Source organism: Paenibacillus sp. JT22N15, from assembly GCF_059383755.1.
The window spans coordinates 187,606-208,630 of the sequence record NZ_JBXENV010000005.1; the positions used below are offsets into that span (position 1 = coordinate 187,606).

Here is a 21,025-nt window from a genome sequence, read left to right on the forward strand (position 1 = left end):
ACAAAATGATTCATTCCAAGCTTCCAAAAATTTGGTATGGCGGTGACTATAACCCTGATCAATGGCCAGAGGCGATCTGGCAGGAGGATATGCGTTTATTTAAGGAGGCGGGCATTAATGTCGTCACACTTCCGGTATTTAGCTGGGCGAAGCTGCAGCCTTCCGAGGACGTTTATCAGTTTGAATGGCTGGATAAGCTGCTGGATCTCATTGCTGAAAATGGGATTTACGCCTGCCTCGCCACCTCGACGGCTGCACAGCCTGCATGGATGTCACGCAAGTATGACGATATTTTGCCGGTTGATGTAGATGGACGGAAGCGGACGCATGGCTCCCGTACTAATTTTTGTCCGAATAGCAAGACATACCGCCGTTTCTCCCGTGCTCTTGCGGCGAAGCTAGCTGAGCGCTACAAAGAGCATCCCGCGCTGCTCATTTGGCATATTAACAATGAGTATGGCACACATTGCTATTGCAATCATTGTGCGGAGGCTTTCCGTGTCTGGCTGCAGGCGAAGTTCGGCACCACCGAGCGCTTGAATGCAGAGTGGAACATGAGCTTCTGGGGCCATACGGTGTATGACTGGGAAGATATTGTACCGCCATCTAACCTCAACGGAGACAACCGCCATTTTCAGCCGATGGCACTCGATTATAAAAGGTTTATGTCCGATTCCCTTCTAGCCTGCTACAAGGGGGAGTATGAGGAGCTGAAGCGTATTACCCCGGATTTGCCGATTACGACAAATATTTGGGGGCTGTTCAACGGCCTTGATTTGCAAAAATGGGGCGATGCGATGGATGTCGTATCCTGGGACAGCTATCCGCAAATGAATGAGCCGATGGGCAATGTGGCGATGCGCCATGATTATATGCGGGGCCTCAAGCAGGGCAAGCCGTTCATGCTGATGGAGCAGACGCCAAGCCAGCAAAACTGGCAGCCCTACAACAGCCTCAAGCGCCCGGGCGTCATGCGGCTGTGGAGCTACCAGGCGGTCGCGCATGGCGCCGACACGGTGATGTTCTTCCAGCTGCGCCGCTCGATCGGCGCTTGCGAGAAATATCATGGCGCGCTCATCGAGCATGTCGGGCATGAGCATACGCGCGTATTCCGCGAATGCGCGCAGCTGGGGCGCGAGCTGGAGGAGCTGGGCGACAAGCTGCTGGATGCTACGGTACAGGCGGAAGCGGCGCTGCTGTTTGATATCGACAACTGGAATGCGGTTGAAATCACGAGCGGGCCAAGCGCGGACTTGAACTATTTGGAGCAGGCGCAGCGCTATTATAAAGCTTTTTACGACCAAAACATTCAAATGGACGTCATCAGCCCGCTCAGCGACTTCTCCAAGTACAAAATCGTCATCGCTCCCGTCATGTATATGCTGAAGCCAGGCGTAGCCGAGCGCATCGAAGCGTTCGTGCAGGCTGGCGGCACGTTTATAACGACCTTTTTCAGCGGTATCGTCAATGAAAATGATCTGGTCACGCTGGGCGGCTATCCAGGCGCATTAAGAAAGCTGCTTGGCGTATGGGTCGAAGAAATCGACAGCTTGACGCCGGATATGCGCAACACAATCGAAGTAGGAGAGCAGTTTGGGCATATAGCTGGGGGCTCTTATGAGTGTGAGCTGCTATGCGATTTGCTTCATTTGGAGGGCGCAGAGGCCATTGGCAGCTATGGGGCCGATTTTTATGCGGGGATGCCAGCGCTAACCGTCAATCGCTACGGGGAAGGCGAAGCCTATTATGTGGCGACGGTTCCTGAGCAGAAGCTGCTCAGCGGGCTCGTGCAGACGCTTTGCGAGAAGCATGGCATCGGGGCACCGCTTCTGGCGGATGCCGGAGTCGAGCTTGTGCAGCGTCATAAAGGGGAGGAAGCTTACACTTTCGTGCTGAATCATAATCCTTTTGAGTCCAAGCTTGAGTTGGGAGAAGTAGCATACACCGATTTGCTGACCAGTGAACACTTGTCTGGCACAGTATCAATTGAACCATATGGCGTCATGATCTTGCAGATATCGACATAGGCGGGGCTGGTATAGAAGAGCCGTTTTTCCTGTTCACACTGGGAAAAGCGGCTTTTTCTCTATGTTTTTAACATCTTGCAGCGTTAGTGGACAGCCTGTGAAAAGCTGAAAAATGCATAGTGGTGCAATTCGTTCACCTGTGTTTTCGCAGCATTTTTCACTAATTGCCTGATGTTGCTCTAGCTGAGCGTTTCGAGCCTGCTATACACTGAGGGCACAACGAACGACGTAAGCAGCAGCAGTCGCCTAGAATTGAGCAAGTGAGCCTGAGGGCATTGCAGCTGGCATCGTACAAATGAAAAAAGAAAAAGCAAAGCTGAAAGCTGAAAGGGGAGACATAGCCTGCATGAATACGAGAAGAGGTTTTTTTCACGAGCTGATCACCAACCGCATTTTATTTCTCATGCTGTTGCCGACGATTTTATTTTTCATCATCAATTCCTATTTACCGATGGTCGGCATCTATTACGCTTTCACGAGGTTCGATTATAATACGAGCTTATTCAATAGTGAATTCGTTGGGCTGGAAAACTTCAAGTTTTTATGGCAATCCGGCATTTTGACTAAACTGACCTTAAATACGATTGGCTATAATATAGCCTTCATCGGGCTTGGCAATGTGCTCGCCATCGCGCTGGCTATTCTGCTAAGCGAGCTTAAATCGAAATGGTTCAAGAAGCTGACGCAATCCGTTATGTTTTTGCCTTATTTCGTATCGTTCGTTATCCTGAGCGTTATTGTGTACAATTTGTTCAACTATGAAAGCGGATTCTTGAACACGCTGCTCAAGCAGCTCAGCATTGAGCCGGTTGATGTGTACAACACGCCTTGGGTATGGGTACCGCTCATTATTTTGTTCTATCTATGGAAAAACCTCGGTTACAGCATGGTTATCTATCTGGCTGCTATTACAGGTATCAGCGATGAATATTACGAAGCGGCCAAAATTGACGGCGCCAACATTTTCCAACGGATTTGGTACATTACGGTTCCGATGCTGAAAACGACATTCGTCGTCCTGCTGCTGTTCGCTCTCGGCAGCATAATGAAAGGACAGTTCGACTTGTTCTATCAATTAATCGGCAACAACGGCGTGCTGTATGATGCGACGGACATTCTGGATACGTATGTGTACCGCTCGCTGAAAGTAACGTTTGATATTGGGATGTCGACTGCTGCGGGTCTTTACCAATCGTTGTTCGGCTTTATCCTGATTATGACGGTCAACTATATTATTCGAAAAATCAACGACGAATACGCATTGTTCTAGGAGGATGATGAAAAAGAGGCTGCGTTGCATGAAAAGGTTGGTTTACGATCGCCATTACCCTTGAATTTCTTCGAATACCCCCTTAAGGGGGAAATTCAAGGGTAAAAGCGAACGCTCACGCTTCTCGGGCTCAACCTTTTCATTCCACTACACCTTTTTCATCTCCCTCCTAGGAGGAGGGAAAAGCTGCTTAGCCGCTTTGCGCTTGCGCTGTACCTTTAAGTTCAAAACCAAGAACCAAAACCAAGAACCAAAACCAAGAACCAAAACCAAGAACCAAAACCAAGAACCAAATCATTAGCGCATTCGCACTTGCGCCGTACCTTTAAGAGCCAAGAGCCAAGAGCCAAGAGCCAAGAGCCAAGAGCCAAGAGCCAAGAGCCAAGAGCCAAAAGCCAAAAGCAAGACCAGTAACAAATCCTTTGCTGCATTCGCGTTTGCATTATACCTTCGTGAGCTGGAGCTAGAGCAAGGCATTACGCTTGCTTTAGTGCACAGACTTGTGCTTAAGCATGGGAGCAAAGAAGCCTTAACCACAGAGATGTAGACATTTATAAGCGTCAAATCAATTGTTTTCTGCTGTATGAATTCGAACTTTGTGGTTCGTGTTTTAGAAGGAGGGTGTTGGTGAAGGGGGCCTGAGCGGAGTAAAAGGTTTGAGCTGGAGAAGCGAACGCGTTCGCTTTTGTCCGTGGAAATTTACCGCTGGCGGTATAGTTAAGAATTTCCACGGGCAATGGCGATCGGAGGCCAAACCTTTTGCGCAGCGACGAACCTACCTCACCAAGCGCACTTATTCTAATCACCGACACAAAGAGAACATGGAGGTTACTTTATGAAAATCAAAGACGACAGCTATATGCTGCTGTTCCGCATTATTGCTTTCGTAGTTATTTTGCTCACGTCCGTCGCTTGCCTGTTTCCGTTTCTGCTCATTGTGTCAGCATCGTTCACCCAGAACGAATCGATTCTCCGCGACGGGTATCATTTGATCCCGCAGGTGTTTTCACTTGAAGGCTACACAACGGTGCTGCGATTCCCGCAGCAGGTCATCAACGCCTACACCGTTACGATCATAACGACAGTTGTCGGCACATTTCTCGGGCTGTTCTTCATTACGATGGCGGGTTACGTCCTGCAGCGCAGAGATTTTAAATATCGGAATTTTTTCTCCTTCTTTATTTATTTCACGACGCTGTTCGGGGGCGGACTTGTGCCGTGGTACATTATGCTGACGAAATATTTGCAGCTCACCGATACGTATGCGGTGCTCATTCTTCCAGGACTTATGACGCCGTTCCTCATTATATTGATGAAAAACTTCATCCGCTCCGCCGTTCCCGATGAGGTAACGGAATCGGCTAAAATCGATGGCGCGAATGATTTTACAATCTACGCTCGCATCGTGCTGCAATTGTCGATGCCGGGCATCGCAACCGTCGGATTGTTTCTGGCGCTGGCTTACTGGAATGACTGGTTTACATCCTCGCTGTTCATCAATGACACGACGATGTACCAGCTTCAATATTATCTCTACAACATTATCAATGCGATGAGCTTCCTGTCACAGATGGGAGCAGGTACAGGCGTTTCACTTGGCGGGGATATGCCGATGGAGTCGACCAAGATGGCGATGGCGATTATTGTAACCGGCCCGATTTTGTTCCTTTACCCTTTCGTTCAGCGTTATTTTGTAAAAGGCTTGACGATTGGGGCTGTCAAAGGTTAGAACTGTACCAGAGTGCATAGCGGCAAGCTTGCTACTAGGGTCCAGCTAACATATATAGGTTCAACTTATAAAAGGGAGGATTCACATGATGAAGAAAAAGAGCAAAGGTTTAGTCATGCTTCTCACCGTAATGCTGCTTATGAGCATGATCGCAGCTTGCAGCGGCAATGGTGGCGGAAATACGGCAGCATCCAGCAGTCCAGCAGATAGCGGAGCAGCTACCGCATCGCCGGACAATGCGCAAGCAGGCGAGAAAACGGGTATCGATACTTCCAAAAAAGTAGAATTGCAATTTTATATGCTAGGCGATGCGCCGAAGGATCTCGCTACCATTCAAGACAAAATCAATGAAATGGCGCTTCAGGATTTGAATGCAACCGTCAAATTCAACTACACGTCATGGACCGATTGGGAGCAAAAATATAAATTGCTGCTTGGCTCCGGCCAACAGGTCGACCTGATCTTTACAGCAGAATGGACGCAATACCAGTCCTATGCGAAAAAAGGCGCATTCCAGCCGCTCGACAAGCTGCTACCTGTAGCTGCGCCGAAGCTGAATGAGTTCGTGCCGAAAGATATGTGGGAAGCGGTTAAAATCGACAACCAAATCTTTACCGTTCCAGCAACGTACAAAGAGTATGTAACGAATGGCTTCGTATGGCGTGAAGATCTTCGTAAAAAATACAACCTGCCTGAGCCAAAGGATTTGAAAACGTATGAAGAGTATTTGGCGGGCATTAAAGCCAATGAGCCGAGCATGCGTCCAATCGCACTTGGTGCAGACGTTCGCGGCAGCCTTGTGAACCAAATTCGCGATATCGAGCACAAAGCAATCGGCGCGCTGCCTTACGGTCTTGGCGTGAACTACTTCGAGCCAGGCAACATCTACACATACTGGGGCTCGGATGAGCAAAAAGCGGATTTGGAGCTGATCAAGCGCTGGCAGCAAAACGGCTACATCCCGAAAAACGTACTGAACATCAACGACGTTATTCAGGAGCAGCTGACAAGCGGCAAAGCAGCAACGATTTTCGGAGACAACCCAACTCGTTTCAATGATTCGGTTATTAAAGTACAAGCGGCTCACCCGGATTGGGAGCTGAAATACTACCCATTCCCGCTTACAACAGGCATTGCAACACCAGTACATGCGATTCACAACGGCTTTGCGATTCCAACAAGCAGCAAAAACGCAGAGCGCGCACTGGCATTCTATGAGAAAATGGTAACGGACAAACGTTACAATCAGTTGACAGAGTACGGTGTGGAAGGCAAAAACTATGAAGTTAAAGATGGCTACTACCAAATGATCGGCGATGCAAGCTCCAACGGCTTTGCTCGTGAAGGCATGAATGGCTGGGCATGGAGAAATCCAGAGTTCATGCTGTTTGACAAAAACTATGACGGCGTAAAAGCGATCTTCGACGAGCTGGACAAAATCCAAGTTCCAGACAAATTCAACGGCTTTGCCGAAGACTACAGCTCTTACCAAGCCGAGAGAGCAGCGCTTGAGCAAGTGGAGAAGCAGTACCTGTTCCCGCTGCAAGCTGGTCTCGTGGACAATATCGAAGAAGGCTTGAAAACGTTCATGGACAAAGCGAAGCAAGCTGGACTTGAGAAAATTCAAGCCGAGTACATGAAACAATGGCAAGCTTATGTAACTGAGAAAAATATTAAATAAGCGACAAAGCCGTACCAGAGGCAGCTCTCGGTATGGGAGGAAAAGCGGTGGTGTGTCCCTGAGGGACATAACCGCCGCTTTTCTTATGCAATAAGAGAGGGGATTAGGTGCGGACACTTGAGTACAATGACAGTCAAATGATAAGCGGATATTCGGCCTTTTGAATCAAACGCTTACATAATGATCTATGCTACAATATAGCTATAGTGATCCTTCTTATAACAGGTTTAGAGAGGATGTTAATCATTGGATAAAGTCAGAATCGGCATATTAGGCCTTGGGAATATGGGAACAGGACACGCACGTTATTTGATTGAAGGAAGAGTAGAGGGCGCCGTGCTTGCTGCGGTGTCGGATGTGCGTTCCGAACGTTTGGAGCTGGCAGCGCAGGAATGGGGGACAGAACTAAAGCTGTATTCGACGGCTGAGGAACTATTCTACTCAGGCGAGGTGGACGGCGTGCTCATCTGCACCCCGCATTATGATCATCCGCAGCAGGCAGCCGCAGCGTTGAAGGCCGGGCTGCATGTATTGATTGAGAAGCCAGCTGGCGTTTATACGAAGCAGGTTCGCGAGATGAATGAAGCGGCGGCTCAAAGCAATAAAGTGTTCGGCATTATGTATAATCAACGCACGAATCCGCTGTACGCGAAGCTTCGCGATTTAATTACATCCGGGGAGCTCGGGGAAGTTCGCCGCACGAACTGGATTATTACGAACTGGTACCGCTCACAGAGCTATTACGATTCGGGCGGCTGGCGTGCAACGTGGGCTGGCGAAGGCGGCGGCGTACTGCTGAATCAGGACCCGCATCAGCTTGACCTGTGGCAGTGGACGACAGGAATGATGCCGAAGCGCGTGCGCGCTTTTTGCTCCTTTGGAAAACACCGTGATATTGAAGTGGAAAACGATGTGACGGCTTACGTGGAATATGAAAACGGAGCAACGGGTGTGTTTGTCACCTCGACCTTTGAGTCGCCGGGAACGAACCGTTTTGAAATTTCGGGTGAACGCGGCAAAATCGTCATTGAAAATGACAAAATGACGTTTTGGCGGCTGCGCGTATCTGAAACCGAATTTAATGCGAGCTTTAAAGGCGGCTTCGGCCAGCCGGAATGCTGGAAATTCGAAATTCCGGTCAGCGATGGCGGCAATCACATGGGCATTACTCAGGACTGGGTAAATGCGATTCTGCATGGCACGCCATTGCTTGCTCCAGGCGAAGAGGGGATTAGGGGACTGGAGCTGTCCAACGCGATGCTGCTCTCTACATGGACAGATGGATGGGTCGATCTTCCGATTAACGAGGATTTATTTTATGAGAAGCTGCAAGAGAGAATACGCAGCTCGGAGAAGCACAAGGATGCGAACAGTTATGAGACGCTGGATGTGAGAGGTACCCACTAATCAATAACCACTGATGAGCAAGCGAGAGGGAGGCAACATTTATGTCAACAGCAAATGGAATGAATTATGCCCCGAAAGGCAAGCCCAAACCAGTTGTCAAAGAAGGAGAGTTTGTATTCGCTGCTTTGTCGCTGGATCATGGGCATATTTATGGCATGTGCAACGGTCTTCGGGAAGCGGGCGGCACGCTCAAGTGGGTTTATGATCCAGACCCGAAGAAGGTAGAAGCATTTGTGCGCACTTATCCTGAGGTTCGCCCAGCGGAATCGAAGCAGCAAATTTTGCAGGATGCGGAAGTGGTGCTCGTTGCAGCAGCAGCGATAACGAATTTGCGCGGCCCGCTTGGCGTCGAGGTCATGAAGCATGGCAAGCATTATTTTACGGACAAAGCGCCGTTTACGACGCTTGAGCAGCTGGCTGAGGCGCGTAAAGTAACGGCAGCTACAGGCAAAATTTATGCGGTCTATTACAGCGAGCGCCTTCATGTAGAATGCGCGGAATACGCAGGGCAGCTCGTGAAGGACGGGGCTATCGGCCGCGTGCTGAATGTAATGGGATTGGGACCGCATCGTTTGAATGCAGCGGCTAGGCCAGACTGGTTTTTCAATAAGGAGCAGTACGGCGGCATCATTTGCGATATTGGCAGCCATCAAATTGAACAGTTTCTTTATTTCGCCGGCTGCAAAGATGCTACGGTGCAATCCAGCAAAATAGCCAATTACAATAACAAGCAATACCCGGAGCTTGAGGACTTTGGCGACGCTACGCTTATTGGCGACAACGGGGCTACGCATTATTTTCGCGTGGACTGGTTTACGCCGGATGGCTTGTCTACTTGGGGCGATGGCCGGACGATTATTCTCGGGACAAAAGGCTATATCGAGCTGCGCAAATATGTCGATTTGACGAGAGGCGGCAGCGACCATCTGTTCCTCGTGAATGGAGACGGCGAGCAAAAAATAGATGTGAAAGACAAGGTGGGTTTCCCTTATTTTGGAGCGCTCATTCTTGATTGCTTGAATGGCACGGAGCTTGCGATGCCGCAGGCGCATACGTTTAAAGCGGCAGAGCTGTGCTTGCAGGCGCAATTGCAGGCTGTACGGGTCGAGTAGGGAAAGAGCAGAGGAAGCGAAACATATAATACGGATAGAGGAAGGGAGAAGCGTGAATCGATGATGAAGTTGTCTGTATTTACGGTAGCAACACCGGAGCTGGGGCCTGAGGAACTGGCAGCCGCCGCGCAAGAGGCAGGAATTCATGCTGTAGAATGGCGTTACAAGGAAGCACCGGATGCAGCTGTGGCGAGCCAGGAGCCTTCTTTCTGGGGCAACAACCGCTGTACGATTTTTCCCTCAGGCGGAGATGAAATGCTGGATCGCTTTGGCAAGGCTGCGGCTGATCATGGACTGACATCGCTCAGCCTGACGCCATATCTCACCGCTGGCGATTTGGAGGCGACCGAGCAGGTGCTGAAAGCGGCGAAGCGGGTAGGGGCTTCCTTTATCCGGGTTGGTGTTCCAAATTATGATCGCAGCCGTCCGTTCGGCGAGCTGTTCACGCTGGCAAGAACGTATTTGCAGCAAGTGCAGGAGCTGTGCCGAAAGTATGGCGTTAAAGGCTTAGTCGAGACCCATCATCAGACGATTGCGGCAAGCGCTTCCGCAGCTTATCGGCTCTGCGAAGGGCTGGACCCGGATTGTATTGGCGTGCTGTACGATCCCGGCAATATGGTTTACGAAGGCTTCGAAAACTACCGGATGGGACTTGAGCTGCTAGGTCCGTATTTGGCCCATGTGCATGTGAAAAATGCGGGCTGGCAGGCTGGACCGGAAGAGGCGGATGGCAGCATCAACTGGAAGGCGGATTGGACGGGACTCGCTAAAGGGATAGTGCCGTGGAAGCAAATCATCGAGGATTTGCAAGCGGTCGGCTATGACGGCTATCTCGGCATTGAAGATTTCAGCAAAGAATTTGCGGAGTCTCCAGACATGCTGCGGCATTTTGTCCGCTATATTAACGGATTGCAGTCGCAAGGTTAAAATGCTCGATTTCGGCTACCGAATTCAGACGCCGCTTGAAGCGATTTTTCATTCCCATACGAATTACGAGGTTTATTATTTTCATGAAGGAAAATGCAACTATTTGATTGGCGATCAAATTTACCATATGCAGCCGGGTGATATGATGATTTTGTTCGGCATGACGCTGCATTGTGCCAAAATCGATCCTTCCGTTCCTTATGTCCGGACGATTGTCCATTTTGAGCCTTCGCTGCTGCGCCCGCTGCTGGAGCTGCCGCAGGCGCTCAATGTTATGGAGCCGTTTGAGGAGTTGCGCAATCACCGCCTGCGGCTCAGAGGCGAGCATAAGGAAGAAGCGGAGCGGCTTTTGGCTCAAATGCATGTGCATCAGCAGCGGGGCGATGCCATCGGCAGCAACCGTCTGCTGCTTGCCTTTGTTGATTTATTGTATTTTATTTTTGGCTTGTGCGAGCAGCCGCTAAGGGACCGGCAAGAATTTTCCTCGGATAAGGAGCAGACGGTGCAGCGCATCATTTCCTTGCTGGAGCACAGCTATACGGACGATTTGCATATGGAGCAGCTGGAAGAACGGCTGCATTTAAGCAAGTCGTACATTGCCAGGCTGTTTAAGGATGTGACGGGTGTAACGGTGTTTCACTATGTGTATAGAAGGCGAATCAATGAGGCGAAAATCATGTTTTTGATGGAGCCGTCCGTCACGGTTACAGAAGCATGCTATCGTCTGGGCTTCAAGCATCTGGCCCATTTCAGCAGAATGTTCAAGCAGTTTGTCGGTGTATCGCCAGAGCAGTTCAAGCGGCGCGAGACGCAAAGCTAATCGTATAAATAGGGGGAATGATTCGGGTGAAGCTGGAACGTGGGCAGAAGCTGCTGTTTATTGGAGACTCGATTACGGATTGCGATCGGAACAAGCAGAATGGCGAGGGGCTGTTCGGCGCGCTTGGCAGAGGTTACGTAGCGCAGGTGGATGCGCTGCTGCAGGCGGTTTATCCGGAGCTCGGTATTCGCGTAGTGAACATGGGAACGGGCGGGCATACGGTCCGTGATTTAAAAGCGAGATGGCAGGAAGATGTGACGGATAAAAAACCGGATGTGCTTTCGATCATGATCGGCATCAATGACGTATGGCGCCAATATGATACGCCGTTCATTACGGAGTGGCATGTCTATATCGAGGAGTACGAGCAAACGCTGCGCGAGCTGGTCGCACTGGCGAAGCCGGTGGCCGGAAGCGGTATCGTGCTCATGACGCCTTTCTTTCTGGAAAGCAATGAGCAGGATGCGATGCGCCGCACGATGGACGAATATGGTGCAGTTGTACGCCGAATAGCAGATGAGACGGGCTGTCTGTTCATTGATACACAGGCGGCATTTAATAAAGTGCTGGCCCATCTCTATTCCGCTACTTTGGCGTGGGATCGCGTGCATCCGACGGCGGCAGGCCATATGGTGCTGGCGAGAGCTTTTTTGCAGGCAATGGATTTCGATTGGACGAAATAAAAGTGGGTGAAAAGCTTATCCGTCGAGGATAGGCTTTTTTTTGATTTTAATGCCGCATAAGCCGTCCATATGTGTGCATGATGAACGTAGATGATGAATGTAGACGAATAAACGTATTGCAAAAACTAATATCATTAGTTATTATAAAACTAATGATATTAGTTTTTGCGCAGCAAGCGCAAAATACCGAGGAGCGATGCATTGTGAGAATGACCAAACATCAGCATATTTATCAGTTGACCTATTTGCCCCATGTATTTCCTGTTAATTGCTATTTGGTCGAAGAAGAGGACGGCTTGACGCTGATCGATGCAGCACTGCCGAATAATGCCGAAGCGATTATGCAGGCAGCACGCAAGCTGGGCAAGCCGATTGTACGAATCGTGCTGACGCATGCGCATGATGATCATATCGGAGCGCTGGATGCGCTCAAAGCACAGCTGCCGGATGCAGTCGTAGCAATCTCGGCGAGGGATGCGCGATTGCTGCGAGGAGACCGCTCTTTGGAACCGGGAGAGCCGGCTACCCCAATCAGAGGCGGTGTGCCGAAAAAAGTAGCAACGAAGCCGGATCTGCTGCTTCAAGATGGCGACCGTATCGGCTCGCTGCTGGCGGTTGCAGCACCGGGACATACGCCCGGTTCCATGGCCTTTCTCAATACGAGAGGCGGCGAGCTGATTGTCGGGGATGCTTTTCAACTGCGTGGAGGCGTTGCGGTAAGCGGACAAGTTCGGCCGTTGTTTCCATTTCCGGCATGGGCAACCTGGAATAAGCAGCAGTCGCTGATTAGTGCGAGGCGCCTGCTTGCACTGAAGCCGTCCTTGCTGGCAGTCGGACACGGCAACCTGCTTGTTGACCCGGTGGCCGCAATGGAGCAGGCCATCATAACGGCTGAACGCAAGCTCGCTGCTGCTGCGGCACATTAAAGGAAAAGCACGCTGATATAATCTGTATGGATTTCACAACAGCAAGGAGAAGATGACATGTCGCCAAGAATAGGCTTGGATGTACCGACGATAGTTCGGACAGCCGCAGAAATTGCCAATACGCAAGGGCTGGAAGCAGTGACGATGGCTTCGCTTTCGCAGAAGCTGGGTATTCGCTCTCCCTCTTTATACAACCATATAGACGGTTTGAGTGGGGTGAAGCTGGCGCTTGCGATTTATGGCTTGCGCGAAATGAACGAGCAGATGAGTAAAGCGGTAGAAGGACTGACAGGGGAAGACGCCGTTTATGCGGCGGGCAAAGCCTATGTTGCTTTTGCCCGCTCGAATCCGGGTGTTTACGAGGCAACAATTCCGTCCCAATCACAGGATAATGATGAATTTAAAGCGGTTAGCGAGCAGCTGATGGGGCTCATTATTAATTTGCTGGATAGCTACAAATTAAAGCAGGAGATAGCGATTCATATCGTCCGCGGCTTGCGCAGCCTGCTGCATGGATTTAGCTCCATCGAGCAGAAAGGCGGCTTCGGCTTGCCCTACCAGTTGGACGAATCGATGCAGCTTGTGCTGCAAACGTATTTGTCGGGTATTCAACAAATGTGTATAGAAGAGTAACATCTTTAATCTAATCGCAGCATGTCTATTTAATTTCGCTTCCGAATAAATATTTTCTTCCTTATACAATATAAGGATAAACATGCGAAAAATACAGTCAAGTGTACATGCCATTTTGAAGCAGGGACATTATCCATAACTATTTTTAAGGGAATAGAAAGGATGAAAAATTGAAAGTAATAAAATAATTTATTTATGTTAGATAATTTTTTTTGCGGGATGGATATACTTCTGCTGATGAAGTAAAAACTGAAAAAAGATAAGAAAATAACACCTGTCATTTGAATGGCACTATTTCCTGTGGCAAATTCGATAAGCATTAAAAATATTAAAAATAAAACTAAAATAAAAGCATCGATTAAATCAATAATAAGATTTATTTTCCTGTTTGTGATGGGGAACTCATCTAAATAAGAATTTTTAAATATAGGATATTCTAATTGTAGCGTTAGAAAAGTAACAAGACATATCATGTAAGGAATATCTACAAATGCAGCCTTGGGCATATTAAAAAAAGGAGCTAGAACTACATCATTAAAACATGATAAAAGAGTTACAACAGTAAAAATACGAATAATTCTACCCATATAGTCAGAATTTCTAAGCAAGCGGGTTATGTGAGTAGTTAACATTGCTTTTGTATGTTTATTTAAATAGAGAATACGGGTAGAGAGTTTCATAAGTTTACTGGTGAAATAGAAATAAAGCATTGCGTTTCTGCTGAATTGATTCATTTGTTGAGCAGCGAGTAGCGGACCTGTGAGTAAGCCTAAAATGGTTAAAATTATAATAATATAAGCAGCAACTGAAGGTGAATATTGAAAAATAGATAGACTAAGCATTTGCTTTTTGTTTAGTACATACAGTAGTGCGGAACATGAAAAAAACAACATTGAAAACCAAATGCTCAAACCAGGTAAACTTTTTAAAAATCCAAATAAAAACTCGAAATAAAGTCGTAAAAATCGTATTGCTTCCAACAATATAACGAATATAATTACAGTTTTTAAACTGGTATCATTCCAAAGTAAAATTAAAGCTGCAATAAGATACTCTAATAAAATAAAAAACTTTAAGGAACTAACTAAATAAACCTTATAAAAATAAGCAGTAGGCTTAATTGGCATAGAACCAACAAATTTGCTTAGCGTAGGGATACTTTTCAAAACGGCAGCAGTGAAAAATAAAAGAATTAAATTTAGAGCCAAATAGATACCGATGTAATATTCCATAGTTATTGCTGTGCCAAAATTTTTGATGCCTAAAAGGATAAGACTCATTAAAAAGCCGAGGCTGCAAAAATCAATGATGGCTTGTTTAGTCACATTTGAAATACGATCGTCATAAGCAATCGATAAAAGTTTTCTAAAAGCAGACAGATTCATGTAATATCCTCTTTCACAACATGAATACCATTATTGAAAAGTTCGAAAATAAGATCGGCAACCTCTTCACCATAATCACGAATATGTGTAGTGAGAAGTGTTCCCATACCTTGTAATTTTCTATGCTGATAAGCTTGTTGAATAAAAAGCACTGCATCAGTATCTAAGCCCTCATAAATCTCATCACAGATGAGAAGCTTTGGACAAATAAGCATTGCTGCTATGAACTGGATTTTCTTTTTAGTTCCAAAGGAAAGTTTTGAGAAAAGGGTATTCAGTTCGGTTAAGACATTTAAATCTTCTGCAAGATGGCTCACTTGTTCTATTCGTTCAAAAGGGATCATATAAATTTCTTTAAGAAACTGAAAAAATTCGTTTGGAGTCAACAGCTCGATAAATTGCTGATGGTCTGATGAGATGAAAAAAGTATTTGTTCTTAGACTTATACGGTCAGATAAAGGATTGCCGGCAATTTCTATAATTCCAGCGTCAATTCGCTCATAATGAAGCAAGCATTTTAGGAACACACTTTTTCCAACACCATTTGCTCCTTTTAGTACATAAATGGAGGGCGCTGGCATAGCAAAATTGATTTTGTTTAATACAAGTTTTTTTCCAAAGCTTTTAGATACATTTCTTACATCAATAAGAGGAGGAGGGGATGTTGTATTCATTGACATATTTTATACCAATCCTTATAATGATTTATTAAAGGTAAGCCAGAGGGAGTTTTCTGGGTCTTATCTCATCACTTTTTTGCTCAGCGTTCGTGGCGCTGGGCTTTTTTAGTTATCTCCGAAAACAGCTTTTAATGCTTCATATATGATTTCAACGTATACAGATCTTTCCACCAGCCATTGGGTGGCTTTCCACACGCCAGCATCCCATGCTGCTTTAAAGCTGCTCCATGCTGACCCAATAGCCACTTTGATTACATCCCAAGCTTTTGAACCATATTTAATAATATAAGCAATAATCTTTGCGATCAATTAAATCATCTCCTCTAATTTTCCCCTCTGACTTCACCTGAATACAATATTATACTTATTTTACAAATTAGTAAATTTCGCATATGCGCAATTATTTGGTTAAAAATTTAAAAAATATACATTTATTAGACTGTAATTTATATTTTTAATATGGGTAATATAGTAAGTTTTTGACTTGTGGGATTTATCGCCAGACCCAAAAAAGTTAAGTTTCCGTAGAAATTAACGCCGGATTTTTTATAGAAAGTGAAAATTTTGTGAAATGTAATAAATACTCAAAGATTGAAATTGAAATAAAAATATGGTATTAATTAGTTATGTATTGATTGTCTGAATTATGAAAGGAGTGGAAAAATGAGAAGAATTTTTGAAGTGCTAAGTTTTGTTGGGATACTAGGCTATCTGTTATGCCGAATCTTTTTTTATGAAGAGACGGAGACGATGAGATACCTATTTGGAGGCGCGGCATTATTAGGTTTCATAGGCAGAGTATTTTTGAGAGAAAGGAAAACTAGCTAAACATGGAATTGAACGCAACGGAAAAGAAGATATTGTTGCTCATTTGCAAGGAAAAGCCTAATAAAGAGATCGCCTCAATTTTGTATATCTCAAAGCGAATGGTCGATTATCATGTTACGTCCATACTTGGAAAGTTTAACGTAGCCACACGGGTAGGAGCTGCTGTATTTGCTTTGCAAAATCAAATTATCACTTCCGAGGAAATGAATGAAAACGTTTAAAATAGATTTGATGAAGTAAATATAATATAGGAGGACATTATGTTTGGTATTGTTTTGAAAGAGTATCTGGGGCTAATAAAAGGTGTGAAATCTTTTCTTGTCATTCTATTTGTAACATCCGTATCTATTTGGGCCGCTCAGTATGCTTCAAGCAGTACATTTTTGACAGAGGCATCCGGAGATTCTCAAGGAACGGAGCTTGCGGGGTTATCTTTTATTTTTATTTTGTTCGGGGCATTGTTTATCTATATATTATCCCATGATATTGTAAACCGGGATATTGAATTGCAAAGAATAAGACTTCTCATTACAAAAACATCTCGGAAAAACGTAATAGTTGGCAAGTTTATATCAGTATTTTCTTTTTGGGCAAGCGTTACTCTAATCACCTTTGTTTGTATTTCTATCAGTACTCAAACTTTTTATATTGCTCCATTAATTTTATTGTGGGTTTTCATAGCATTTCATTCTGGAGTAGCGATAATGATGTCCACTATTATTACGAAACATAGCTATACGGTACTTATCAGTTTAATTGCCGGGCTTGTAATTCCAGGTATAGGGATATGGAGTTTATTTAACAAATCAGTTATAGCCAAAGTTTTAAATTATGCGCTGCCTTATTATATTGCAATGGATGATTATCGTTTTATTGCTTTAACAGTTGTTGAGATTGCTATTATGTTAATAATCTCAATTATCGTTTTTGAAAGAAAGGAACTCTAGTTCAGATGACTATACTAAAAGTGGACGGATTAACCAAGGAATATAGAAATCATAAGGTAGTGGATGAAATTAGCTTTTCACTAAATAAGGGTGAGATTTTTGCCTTTCTAGGCAGGAATGGGGCCGGGAAGAGCACTACGATAAATATGTTGACAGGAATTTTAAAACCTACTCGTGGAAGTATAGAAATCTTTGACCAACCTTACGAATATTTAAATCGAATTAAATCGCGTATGGGTGTTCTGCCTGATAACAGCAATTATTATAATGACATGACTGCCCTGCAGCATATGTTTTTTTTCGCTCGCATTAAAGGCTTTGGGGCAAATAAGAAAGCGATGCTCGAATTGTTAGAGGAAGTTGGCTTAGGAGAGCATGCGAATAAGAAAGTAGGTAAATTCTCGTTAGGAATGAAGAAGAAATTAGGTATCGCTCAAGCCTTAATTGGCTCTCCTGAATTGCTCTTTCTTGACGAACCGACCTCAACGCTTGATATTGAGTCATCTATTATAATTCGAGATTTAATTATAAAATGGGCCTCACAAGGAACCACTGTGTTTATGACCTCGCATAACCTTGATGAGGTGGAAAGAGTGTGCAGTCGCATCGCTATACTTCATAAAGGGAAAATTGAGAAAATAGGGAGTATGAAGGAGCTGCAGCAGTCTCATGATGAGCATGTTCGACTAAAAATTAAATATCAATCGAATACCGAGAATGAATTTCAACTATGGATGAATGAAATGAGCCAATTCGCAGAAATTGCAGCATGGAACAATGAATGGGTGGAATTAAACATAGCAAACGAAGGCGTAATTCCTCATATAGTCAATGGAGCGGTTCGCTATCATTTAGACCTATTTCGAATAGAGGTTGAACATACTTCATTGGAAACCATTTTTGTTAACCACGAGAATAAAGGTTGAAAAATAATGCTCTTTTGGCATAAAACAGTTTTCCCGGTTGTAATTATGAGGGAGGAACCTATTTTGCCAGAAGGGAGAGGGCTGCCCATTACGAAGCAACAGCTGCCGCGAAGCTCGCTATTGTCTATTGGAGGGATGCTGCTTCCCCTTGTCATTCACGGCATTCATTTGCTGCTTCCACTGCTGTTGACAGGGAGTATAGCAGTGGAAAGCAGCATGCATAGGCATCACGGCGAAGCGGCCGGCTCGGGAACAGATTGGGTGGGCTTGCTGCTAAACGGCATTACGGCTATCTCGGTCATCGTTACCATCATTTATTTATACCGAATTTGGACCAGCAAAACCTGCAGCAGAACGAACGCATGGCTGTACACGGGCATTTCCGTTGTCTGCTTTGTGCTCATCGCCGCAACATTATAAGGTAATAGGGAAGGCTCAAAGCCAAGCAGCGGCCGGAGCTTTCTCTTTTTTTTTGCAAAAATCTTCTGTTGCGCTTCTGGTTGAATTTTGCTCTAATGAAAGTAACGTAAATGAATGAGTACTCTTCGGGAAAAGGAAGAGATTCGAAAGGAAGCAGCAGAAGATGGAAACAAAAGCCCGATTGCAAAAATTTGGCATGCAAATGACTCCTCGCGTCTGGTATAACGCCAAAATTGATGTGGGCGCTTCATTATTGTTCAGCTTGTTTAATGTGGTGCTTAATCAGTTTTACATGCCGTTTGCAATACAGCAGGGGGCGACGAACTTTCAGGTAGGGCTATTGTCGGCAGCCCCGGCAATTGGCCTTATTTTCTCGCCGCTGTGGGCGAACTGGATCGAGAAAAGCAACAATCCAAAACCATTTGTGGTCATTCCAAACTTAATTGGCAGGCTGCTTCTGCTGCTTCCGGCGTTGTTTGCTCATCCTTCGGTGTTTGTGGCAACGGCGCTCGTTTTTCAAATTTTGATGGGTATTCAAGCTCCGGCTTATGCGGCACTCGTGTCCCGCATGTATCCGCCCGATGTAAGAGGCAGGCTGATGGGGTATGTGCGAGTGGCCATGGGAGCCATTATGATCCCGCTCGCCTATTTGGTCGGAAAATGGGCCGATACGTCCGGTACGGCCTGGCCGCTCGTCTGTGCAGCAGCAGCAGGCACATTGTCTATATTGCTGTTCCAGACGCTGCGTCTGCCGAAAATTCCGCTGAAAAAGCTGGTGGCTCCCGGCGCTTCGGTCACCCGCTTCTCGCTGCGCGATCAGTGGAAGCTCGTGTCGGGCAACAAGAAGCTGGCTGTGCTGCTGGCCGCAACGTCGCTTGCTGGCTTCGGCAATATGCTGTCAATTCCGCTATACCAGATTATTCAGGTACAGGTGCTTGAACTAAGCAATGTGCAAATTGGTTATGCGCGCGTCGCTTATTTTATCGGACTGCTGGTCACTTATTTTATAGCGGGCTGGATGATTGATCGTTTTGATATCCGCTATACGATATTGGGCGGGATTGCAGCATATGCTATCGTTCCGATGCTTTATGGGCTGATAGGCACCTACCCGGCGGTCATACTCGGCAATGGGATTCAGGGGATTGGCGAAGCGATTTGGGATATTGGCATCCTTTCTTATATTTTCAGGCTTGCTCCTGGGCGTGAGGCGGTCGTGTTCGGTATCCATCTGATGCTGTTTGGCGTGAGGGGCACGCTTGGACCATTGCTGAGCGCGGGCTTTTCGGACAGTGTGCCGCTGAGTACGCTGCTTATCGGGGCTGCTATTTTTGGCTGGGTCGGCACGCTGCTGTTTGTAATCGGCAACCGCAAGCGGGCGGGGACGCGGCTTTCAAACGGCACTACGCTAGGAGAGTAAAGGGGCAGCAGAAACGCTGCCTTGCATACAACTTAGAGAACGCTTACAACCAGCATGGGAAACGGCTGATGATCATTTGAGGGAGGAAAACAAAGATGACGGATGTTTTTCGATTTGATTTTGGTGTTGGAGCTGCGAGGGACGGGCATGTGAAGGTAACGGACTCAACGTTGTACGAGCCAGGCAAAGGCTACGGATTCAGCTCGGTCACGAAGGTAGCGGCGAAGAGTCGTGTGGAAGCGGAGGGCATGGGCAGCGACTTCTGTATTCCGATGGAAACGTCCTTTTTGCTTGATGTAGAAAATGGTGTCTACACCGTGAATTTGTTAATCGGCGATGCCATAACCGCAACGGAGACGACGATTAAAGCCGGCTGTGGCCGGCTCATGGCACAGCGTGTGAGGACGGTAGCAGGCGAGTTTATTCGCTACAGCTTTTCCTTGTCCATAAGAGATGGTCAAATCCGCCTGGCCTTTACGGGATTGGCGCCGCGCATTAATGCGCTTGAGGTGCTGCCTTCCAGCCAAACGCCGACCCTTTTTCTTGCCGGAGATTCAACCGTTACGGATCAGCGCGAGGATGGCTATCCCTATGCTGGCTGGGGCCAAATGCTGCCCAAATGGTTCAAGCAGGATGTAGCTATTGAGAATAGGGCGGTTTCCGGGCGGAGCTCCAAAAGCTTTATCGGAGAGGGCCGCCTTGATGAAATCTTACAATGGATGAAGCCGCGGGACGTGCTGATGATCCAGTTCGGACATAATGACCAGAAGCCGGATGAGGAGCGGCGGACGGAGCCTTTTACCACTTATAAGGAATATTTAAAACAGTACATAGACGGGGCTCGGCATCGCGAGGCGATTCCCGTGCTGGTGACGTCCGTACAGCGGCGATTTTATGAAGCAGATGGTAGTCTCGTCGATACGCATGGCGATTATTTAATTGCGATGAGGGAGCTTGCCGAGGAGGAAAATGTACCGTTAATCGATTTGGCAGAGGAAAGCCGCAAGCTGTTCGAGGAGCTTGGGCCGGAAGCGACCCAATCGGTATTTATGTGGGCGGCGCCCGGCGAGTTTATGAACTTTCCCAATGGCGTAGAGGACAATACGCATTTTCAGGAGCGCGGAGCGCTGCAAGTTGCCAGCCTTGTTGTCGAGCAGCTGAAGCAATTGAGGCTTGGAGCAATACAGGTCGCATTCCGCTAAGC

The 21,025-nt window shown here is 46.6% G+C and carries 20 protein-coding genes; 17 read left to right on the forward strand and 3 right to left on the reverse strand.

The window, feature by feature from the left end; genetic code table 11:
* The first annotated feature begins 5 nt into the window (after positions 1 to 5).
* From AC50X8_RS11620 to AC50X8_RS11670, 11 genes are all read left to right on the forward strand, one after another.
* Positions 6 to 2,027 carry a beta-galactosidase gene (locus AC50X8_RS11620; RefSeq protein WP_494859595.1) on the forward strand — a complete coding sequence of 674 codons (2,022 nt, stop codon included), beginning with the start codon at positions 6 to 8 and terminating at the stop codon, positions 2,025 to 2,027.
* A 346-nt stretch (positions 2,028 to 2,373) separates the two neighbouring features.
* A complete protein-coding gene (locus AC50X8_RS11625; protein WP_200931609.1) occupies positions 2,374 to 3,297 on the forward strand; it encodes an ABC transporter permease in 924 nt (307 codons plus the stop codon).
* An 835-nt stretch (positions 3,298 to 4,132) separates the two neighbouring features.
* Positions 4,133 to 5,026 carry a carbohydrate ABC transporter permease gene (locus AC50X8_RS11630; protein WP_056033995.1) on the forward strand — a complete coding sequence of 298 codons (894 nt, stop codon included), beginning with the start codon at positions 4,133 to 4,135 and terminating at the stop codon, positions 5,024 to 5,026.
* Positions 5,027 to 5,111: 85 nt separating this feature from the next.
* Complete coding sequence (locus AC50X8_RS11635; RefSeq protein WP_056033992.1) at positions 5,112 to 6,707, forward strand: extracellular solute-binding protein; 1,596 nt, start codon at positions 5,112 to 5,114, stop codon at positions 6,705 to 6,707.
* A gap of 246 nt (positions 6,708 to 6,953) precedes the next feature.
* A complete protein-coding gene (locus AC50X8_RS11640) occupies positions 6,954 to 8,114 on the forward strand; it encodes a Gfo/Idh/MocA family protein (RefSeq protein ID WP_494859598.1) in 1,161 nt (386 codons plus the stop codon).
* 41 nt (positions 8,115 to 8,155) lie between these two features.
* The gene (locus AC50X8_RS11645; RefSeq protein WP_046228814.1) at positions 8,156 to 9,226 is read left to right on the forward strand and encodes a Gfo/Idh/MocA family protein; all 1,071 of its coding nucleotides are present in this window, start codon (positions 8,156 to 8,158) and stop codon (positions 9,224 to 9,226) included.
* A gap of 63 nt (positions 9,227 to 9,289) precedes the next feature.
* The gene (locus AC50X8_RS11650; protein WP_494880000.1) at positions 9,290 to 10,153 is read left to right on the forward strand and encodes a sugar phosphate isomerase/epimerase family protein; all 864 of its coding nucleotides are present in this window, start codon (positions 9,290 to 9,292) and stop codon (positions 10,151 to 10,153) included.
* Positions 10,116 to 10,973, forward strand: coding sequence for an AraC family transcriptional regulator (locus AC50X8_RS11655; RefSeq protein WP_494879873.1), 858 nt, complete (start codon positions 10,116 to 10,118; stop codon positions 10,971 to 10,973). The genes AC50X8_RS11650 and AC50X8_RS11655 overlap by 38 nt, the downstream gene beginning before the upstream one ends.
* 26 nt (positions 10,974 to 10,999) lie before the next feature.
* The gene (locus tag AC50X8_RS11660) at positions 11,000 to 11,656 is read left to right on the forward strand and encodes an SGNH/GDSL hydrolase family protein (protein ID WP_056033983.1); all 657 of its coding nucleotides are present in this window, start codon (positions 11,000 to 11,002) and stop codon (positions 11,654 to 11,656) included.
* Between the two features lie 203 nt (positions 11,657 to 11,859).
* Complete coding sequence (locus AC50X8_RS11665) at positions 11,860 to 12,582, forward strand: MBL fold metallo-hydrolase (RefSeq protein ID WP_056033980.1); 723 nt, start codon at positions 11,860 to 11,862, stop codon at positions 12,580 to 12,582.
* Positions 12,583 to 12,639: 57 nt separating this feature from the next.
* Positions 12,640 to 13,215, forward strand: coding sequence for a TetR/AcrR family transcriptional regulator (locus AC50X8_RS11670; protein ID WP_056033977.1), 576 nt, complete (start codon positions 12,640 to 12,642; stop codon positions 13,213 to 13,215).
* Positions 13,216 to 13,244: 29 nt separating this feature from the next.
* Here AC50X8_RS11670 and AC50X8_RS11675 read toward each other — a convergent pair whose 3' ends face one another.
* The 3 genes from AC50X8_RS11675 to AC50X8_RS11685 form a co-directional block, all read right to left on the reverse strand.
* Positions 13,245 to 14,600 carry a hypothetical protein gene (locus AC50X8_RS11675; RefSeq protein WP_494879875.1) on the reverse strand — a complete coding sequence of 452 codons (1,356 nt, stop codon included), beginning with the start codon at positions 14,598 to 14,600 and terminating at the stop codon, positions 13,245 to 13,247.
* Complete coding sequence (locus tag AC50X8_RS11680) at positions 14,597 to 15,280, reverse strand: ATP-binding cassette domain-containing protein (protein WP_056033973.1); 684 nt, start codon at positions 15,278 to 15,280, stop codon at positions 14,597 to 14,599. Before AC50X8_RS11680 ends, AC50X8_RS11675 begins: the two co-directional genes overlap by 4 nt.
* 105 nt (positions 15,281 to 15,385) lie before the next feature.
* Positions 15,386 to 15,589 (reverse strand): hypothetical protein, encoded by a 204-nt coding sequence (locus tag AC50X8_RS11685; protein WP_056033970.1) that lies wholly within the window; start codon positions 15,587 to 15,589, stop codon positions 15,386 to 15,388.
* 521 nt (positions 15,590 to 16,110) lie between these two features.
* On the opposite strand from AC50X8_RS11685, the gene AC50X8_RS11690 reads away from it, so the two are divergent.
* The 6 genes from AC50X8_RS11690 (at position 16,111) to AC50X8_RS11715 (ending at position 21,023) form a co-directional block, all read left to right on the forward strand.
* Positions 16,111 to 16,329 (forward strand): response regulator transcription factor, encoded by a 219-nt coding sequence (locus tag AC50X8_RS11690; protein ID WP_046228807.1) that lies wholly within the window; start codon positions 16,111 to 16,113, stop codon positions 16,327 to 16,329.
* Between the two features lie 39 nt (positions 16,330 to 16,368).
* Positions 16,369 to 17,055, forward strand: coding sequence for an ABC transporter permease (locus AC50X8_RS11695; RefSeq protein WP_056033966.1), 687 nt, complete (start codon positions 16,369 to 16,371; stop codon positions 17,053 to 17,055).
* A 5-nt stretch (positions 17,056 to 17,060) separates the two neighbouring features.
* A complete protein-coding gene (locus AC50X8_RS11700) occupies positions 17,061 to 17,981 on the forward strand; it encodes an ABC transporter ATP-binding protein (protein WP_056033963.1) in 921 nt (306 codons plus the stop codon).
* Positions 17,982 to 18,044: 63 nt separating this feature from the next.
* The gene (locus tag AC50X8_RS11705) at positions 18,045 to 18,401 is read left to right on the forward strand and encodes a hypothetical protein (RefSeq protein WP_056033960.1); all 357 of its coding nucleotides are present in this window, start codon (positions 18,045 to 18,047) and stop codon (positions 18,399 to 18,401) included.
* A 163-nt stretch (positions 18,402 to 18,564) separates the two neighbouring features.
* Entirely contained in the window at positions 18,565 to 19,821 is a 1,257-nt protein-coding gene (locus AC50X8_RS11710; RefSeq protein WP_056033957.1) for an MFS transporter, read from the forward strand.
* A gap of 95 nt (positions 19,822 to 19,916) precedes the next feature.
* Entirely contained in the window at positions 19,917 to 21,023 is a 1,107-nt protein-coding gene (locus tag AC50X8_RS11715; protein WP_056033954.1) for a rhamnogalacturonan acetylesterase, read from the forward strand.
* Positions 21,024 to 21,025: the final 2 nt, after the last annotated feature.

Coding starts and splice junctions, on each gene's coding strand:
- AC50X8_RS11690 (WP_046228807.1), top strand. CDS start 16,111: ATGGAATTGAACGCAACGGAAAAGAAGATATTGTTGCTCATTTGCAAG.
- AC50X8_RS11620 (WP_494859595.1), top strand. CDS start 6: ATGATTCATTCCAAGCTTCCAAAAATTTGGTATGGCGGTGACTATAAC.
- AC50X8_RS11675 (WP_494879875.1), bottom strand. CDS start 14,600: ATGAATCTGTCTGCTTTTAGAAAACTTTTATCGATTGCTTATGACGAT.
- AC50X8_RS11695 (WP_056033966.1), top strand. CDS start 16,369: ATGTTTGGTATTGTTTTGAAAGAGTATCTGGGGCTAATAAAAGGTGTG.
- AC50X8_RS11650 (WP_494880000.1), top strand. CDS start 9,290: ATGAAGTTGTCTGTATTTACGGTAGCAACACCGGAGCTGGGGCCTGAG.
- AC50X8_RS11670 (WP_056033977.1), top strand. CDS start 12,640: ATGTCGCCAAGAATAGGCTTGGATGTACCGACGATAGTTCGGACAGCC.
- AC50X8_RS11625 (WP_200931609.1), top strand. CDS start 2,374: ATGAATACGAGAAGAGGTTTTTTTCACGAGCTGATCACCAACCGCATT.
- AC50X8_RS11715 (WP_056033954.1), top strand. CDS start 19,917: ATGACGGATGTTTTTCGATTTGATTTTGGTGTTGGAGCTGCGAGGGAC.
- AC50X8_RS11700 (WP_056033963.1), top strand. CDS start 17,061: ATGACTATACTAAAAGTGGACGGATTAACCAAGGAATATAGAAATCAT.
- AC50X8_RS11645 (WP_046228814.1), top strand. CDS start 8,156: ATGTCAACAGCAAATGGAATGAATTATGCCCCGAAAGGCAAGCCCAAA.
- AC50X8_RS11710 (WP_056033957.1), top strand. CDS start 18,565: ATGGAAACAAAAGCCCGATTGCAAAAATTTGGCATGCAAATGACTCCT.
- AC50X8_RS11680 (WP_056033973.1), bottom strand. CDS start 15,280: ATGTCAATGAATACAACATCCCCTCCTCCTCTTATTGATGTAAGAAAT.
- AC50X8_RS11635 (WP_056033992.1), top strand. CDS start 5,112: ATGATGAAGAAAAAGAGCAAAGGTTTAGTCATGCTTCTCACCGTAATG.
- AC50X8_RS11630 (WP_056033995.1), top strand. CDS start 4,133: ATGAAAATCAAAGACGACAGCTATATGCTGCTGTTCCGCATTATTGCT.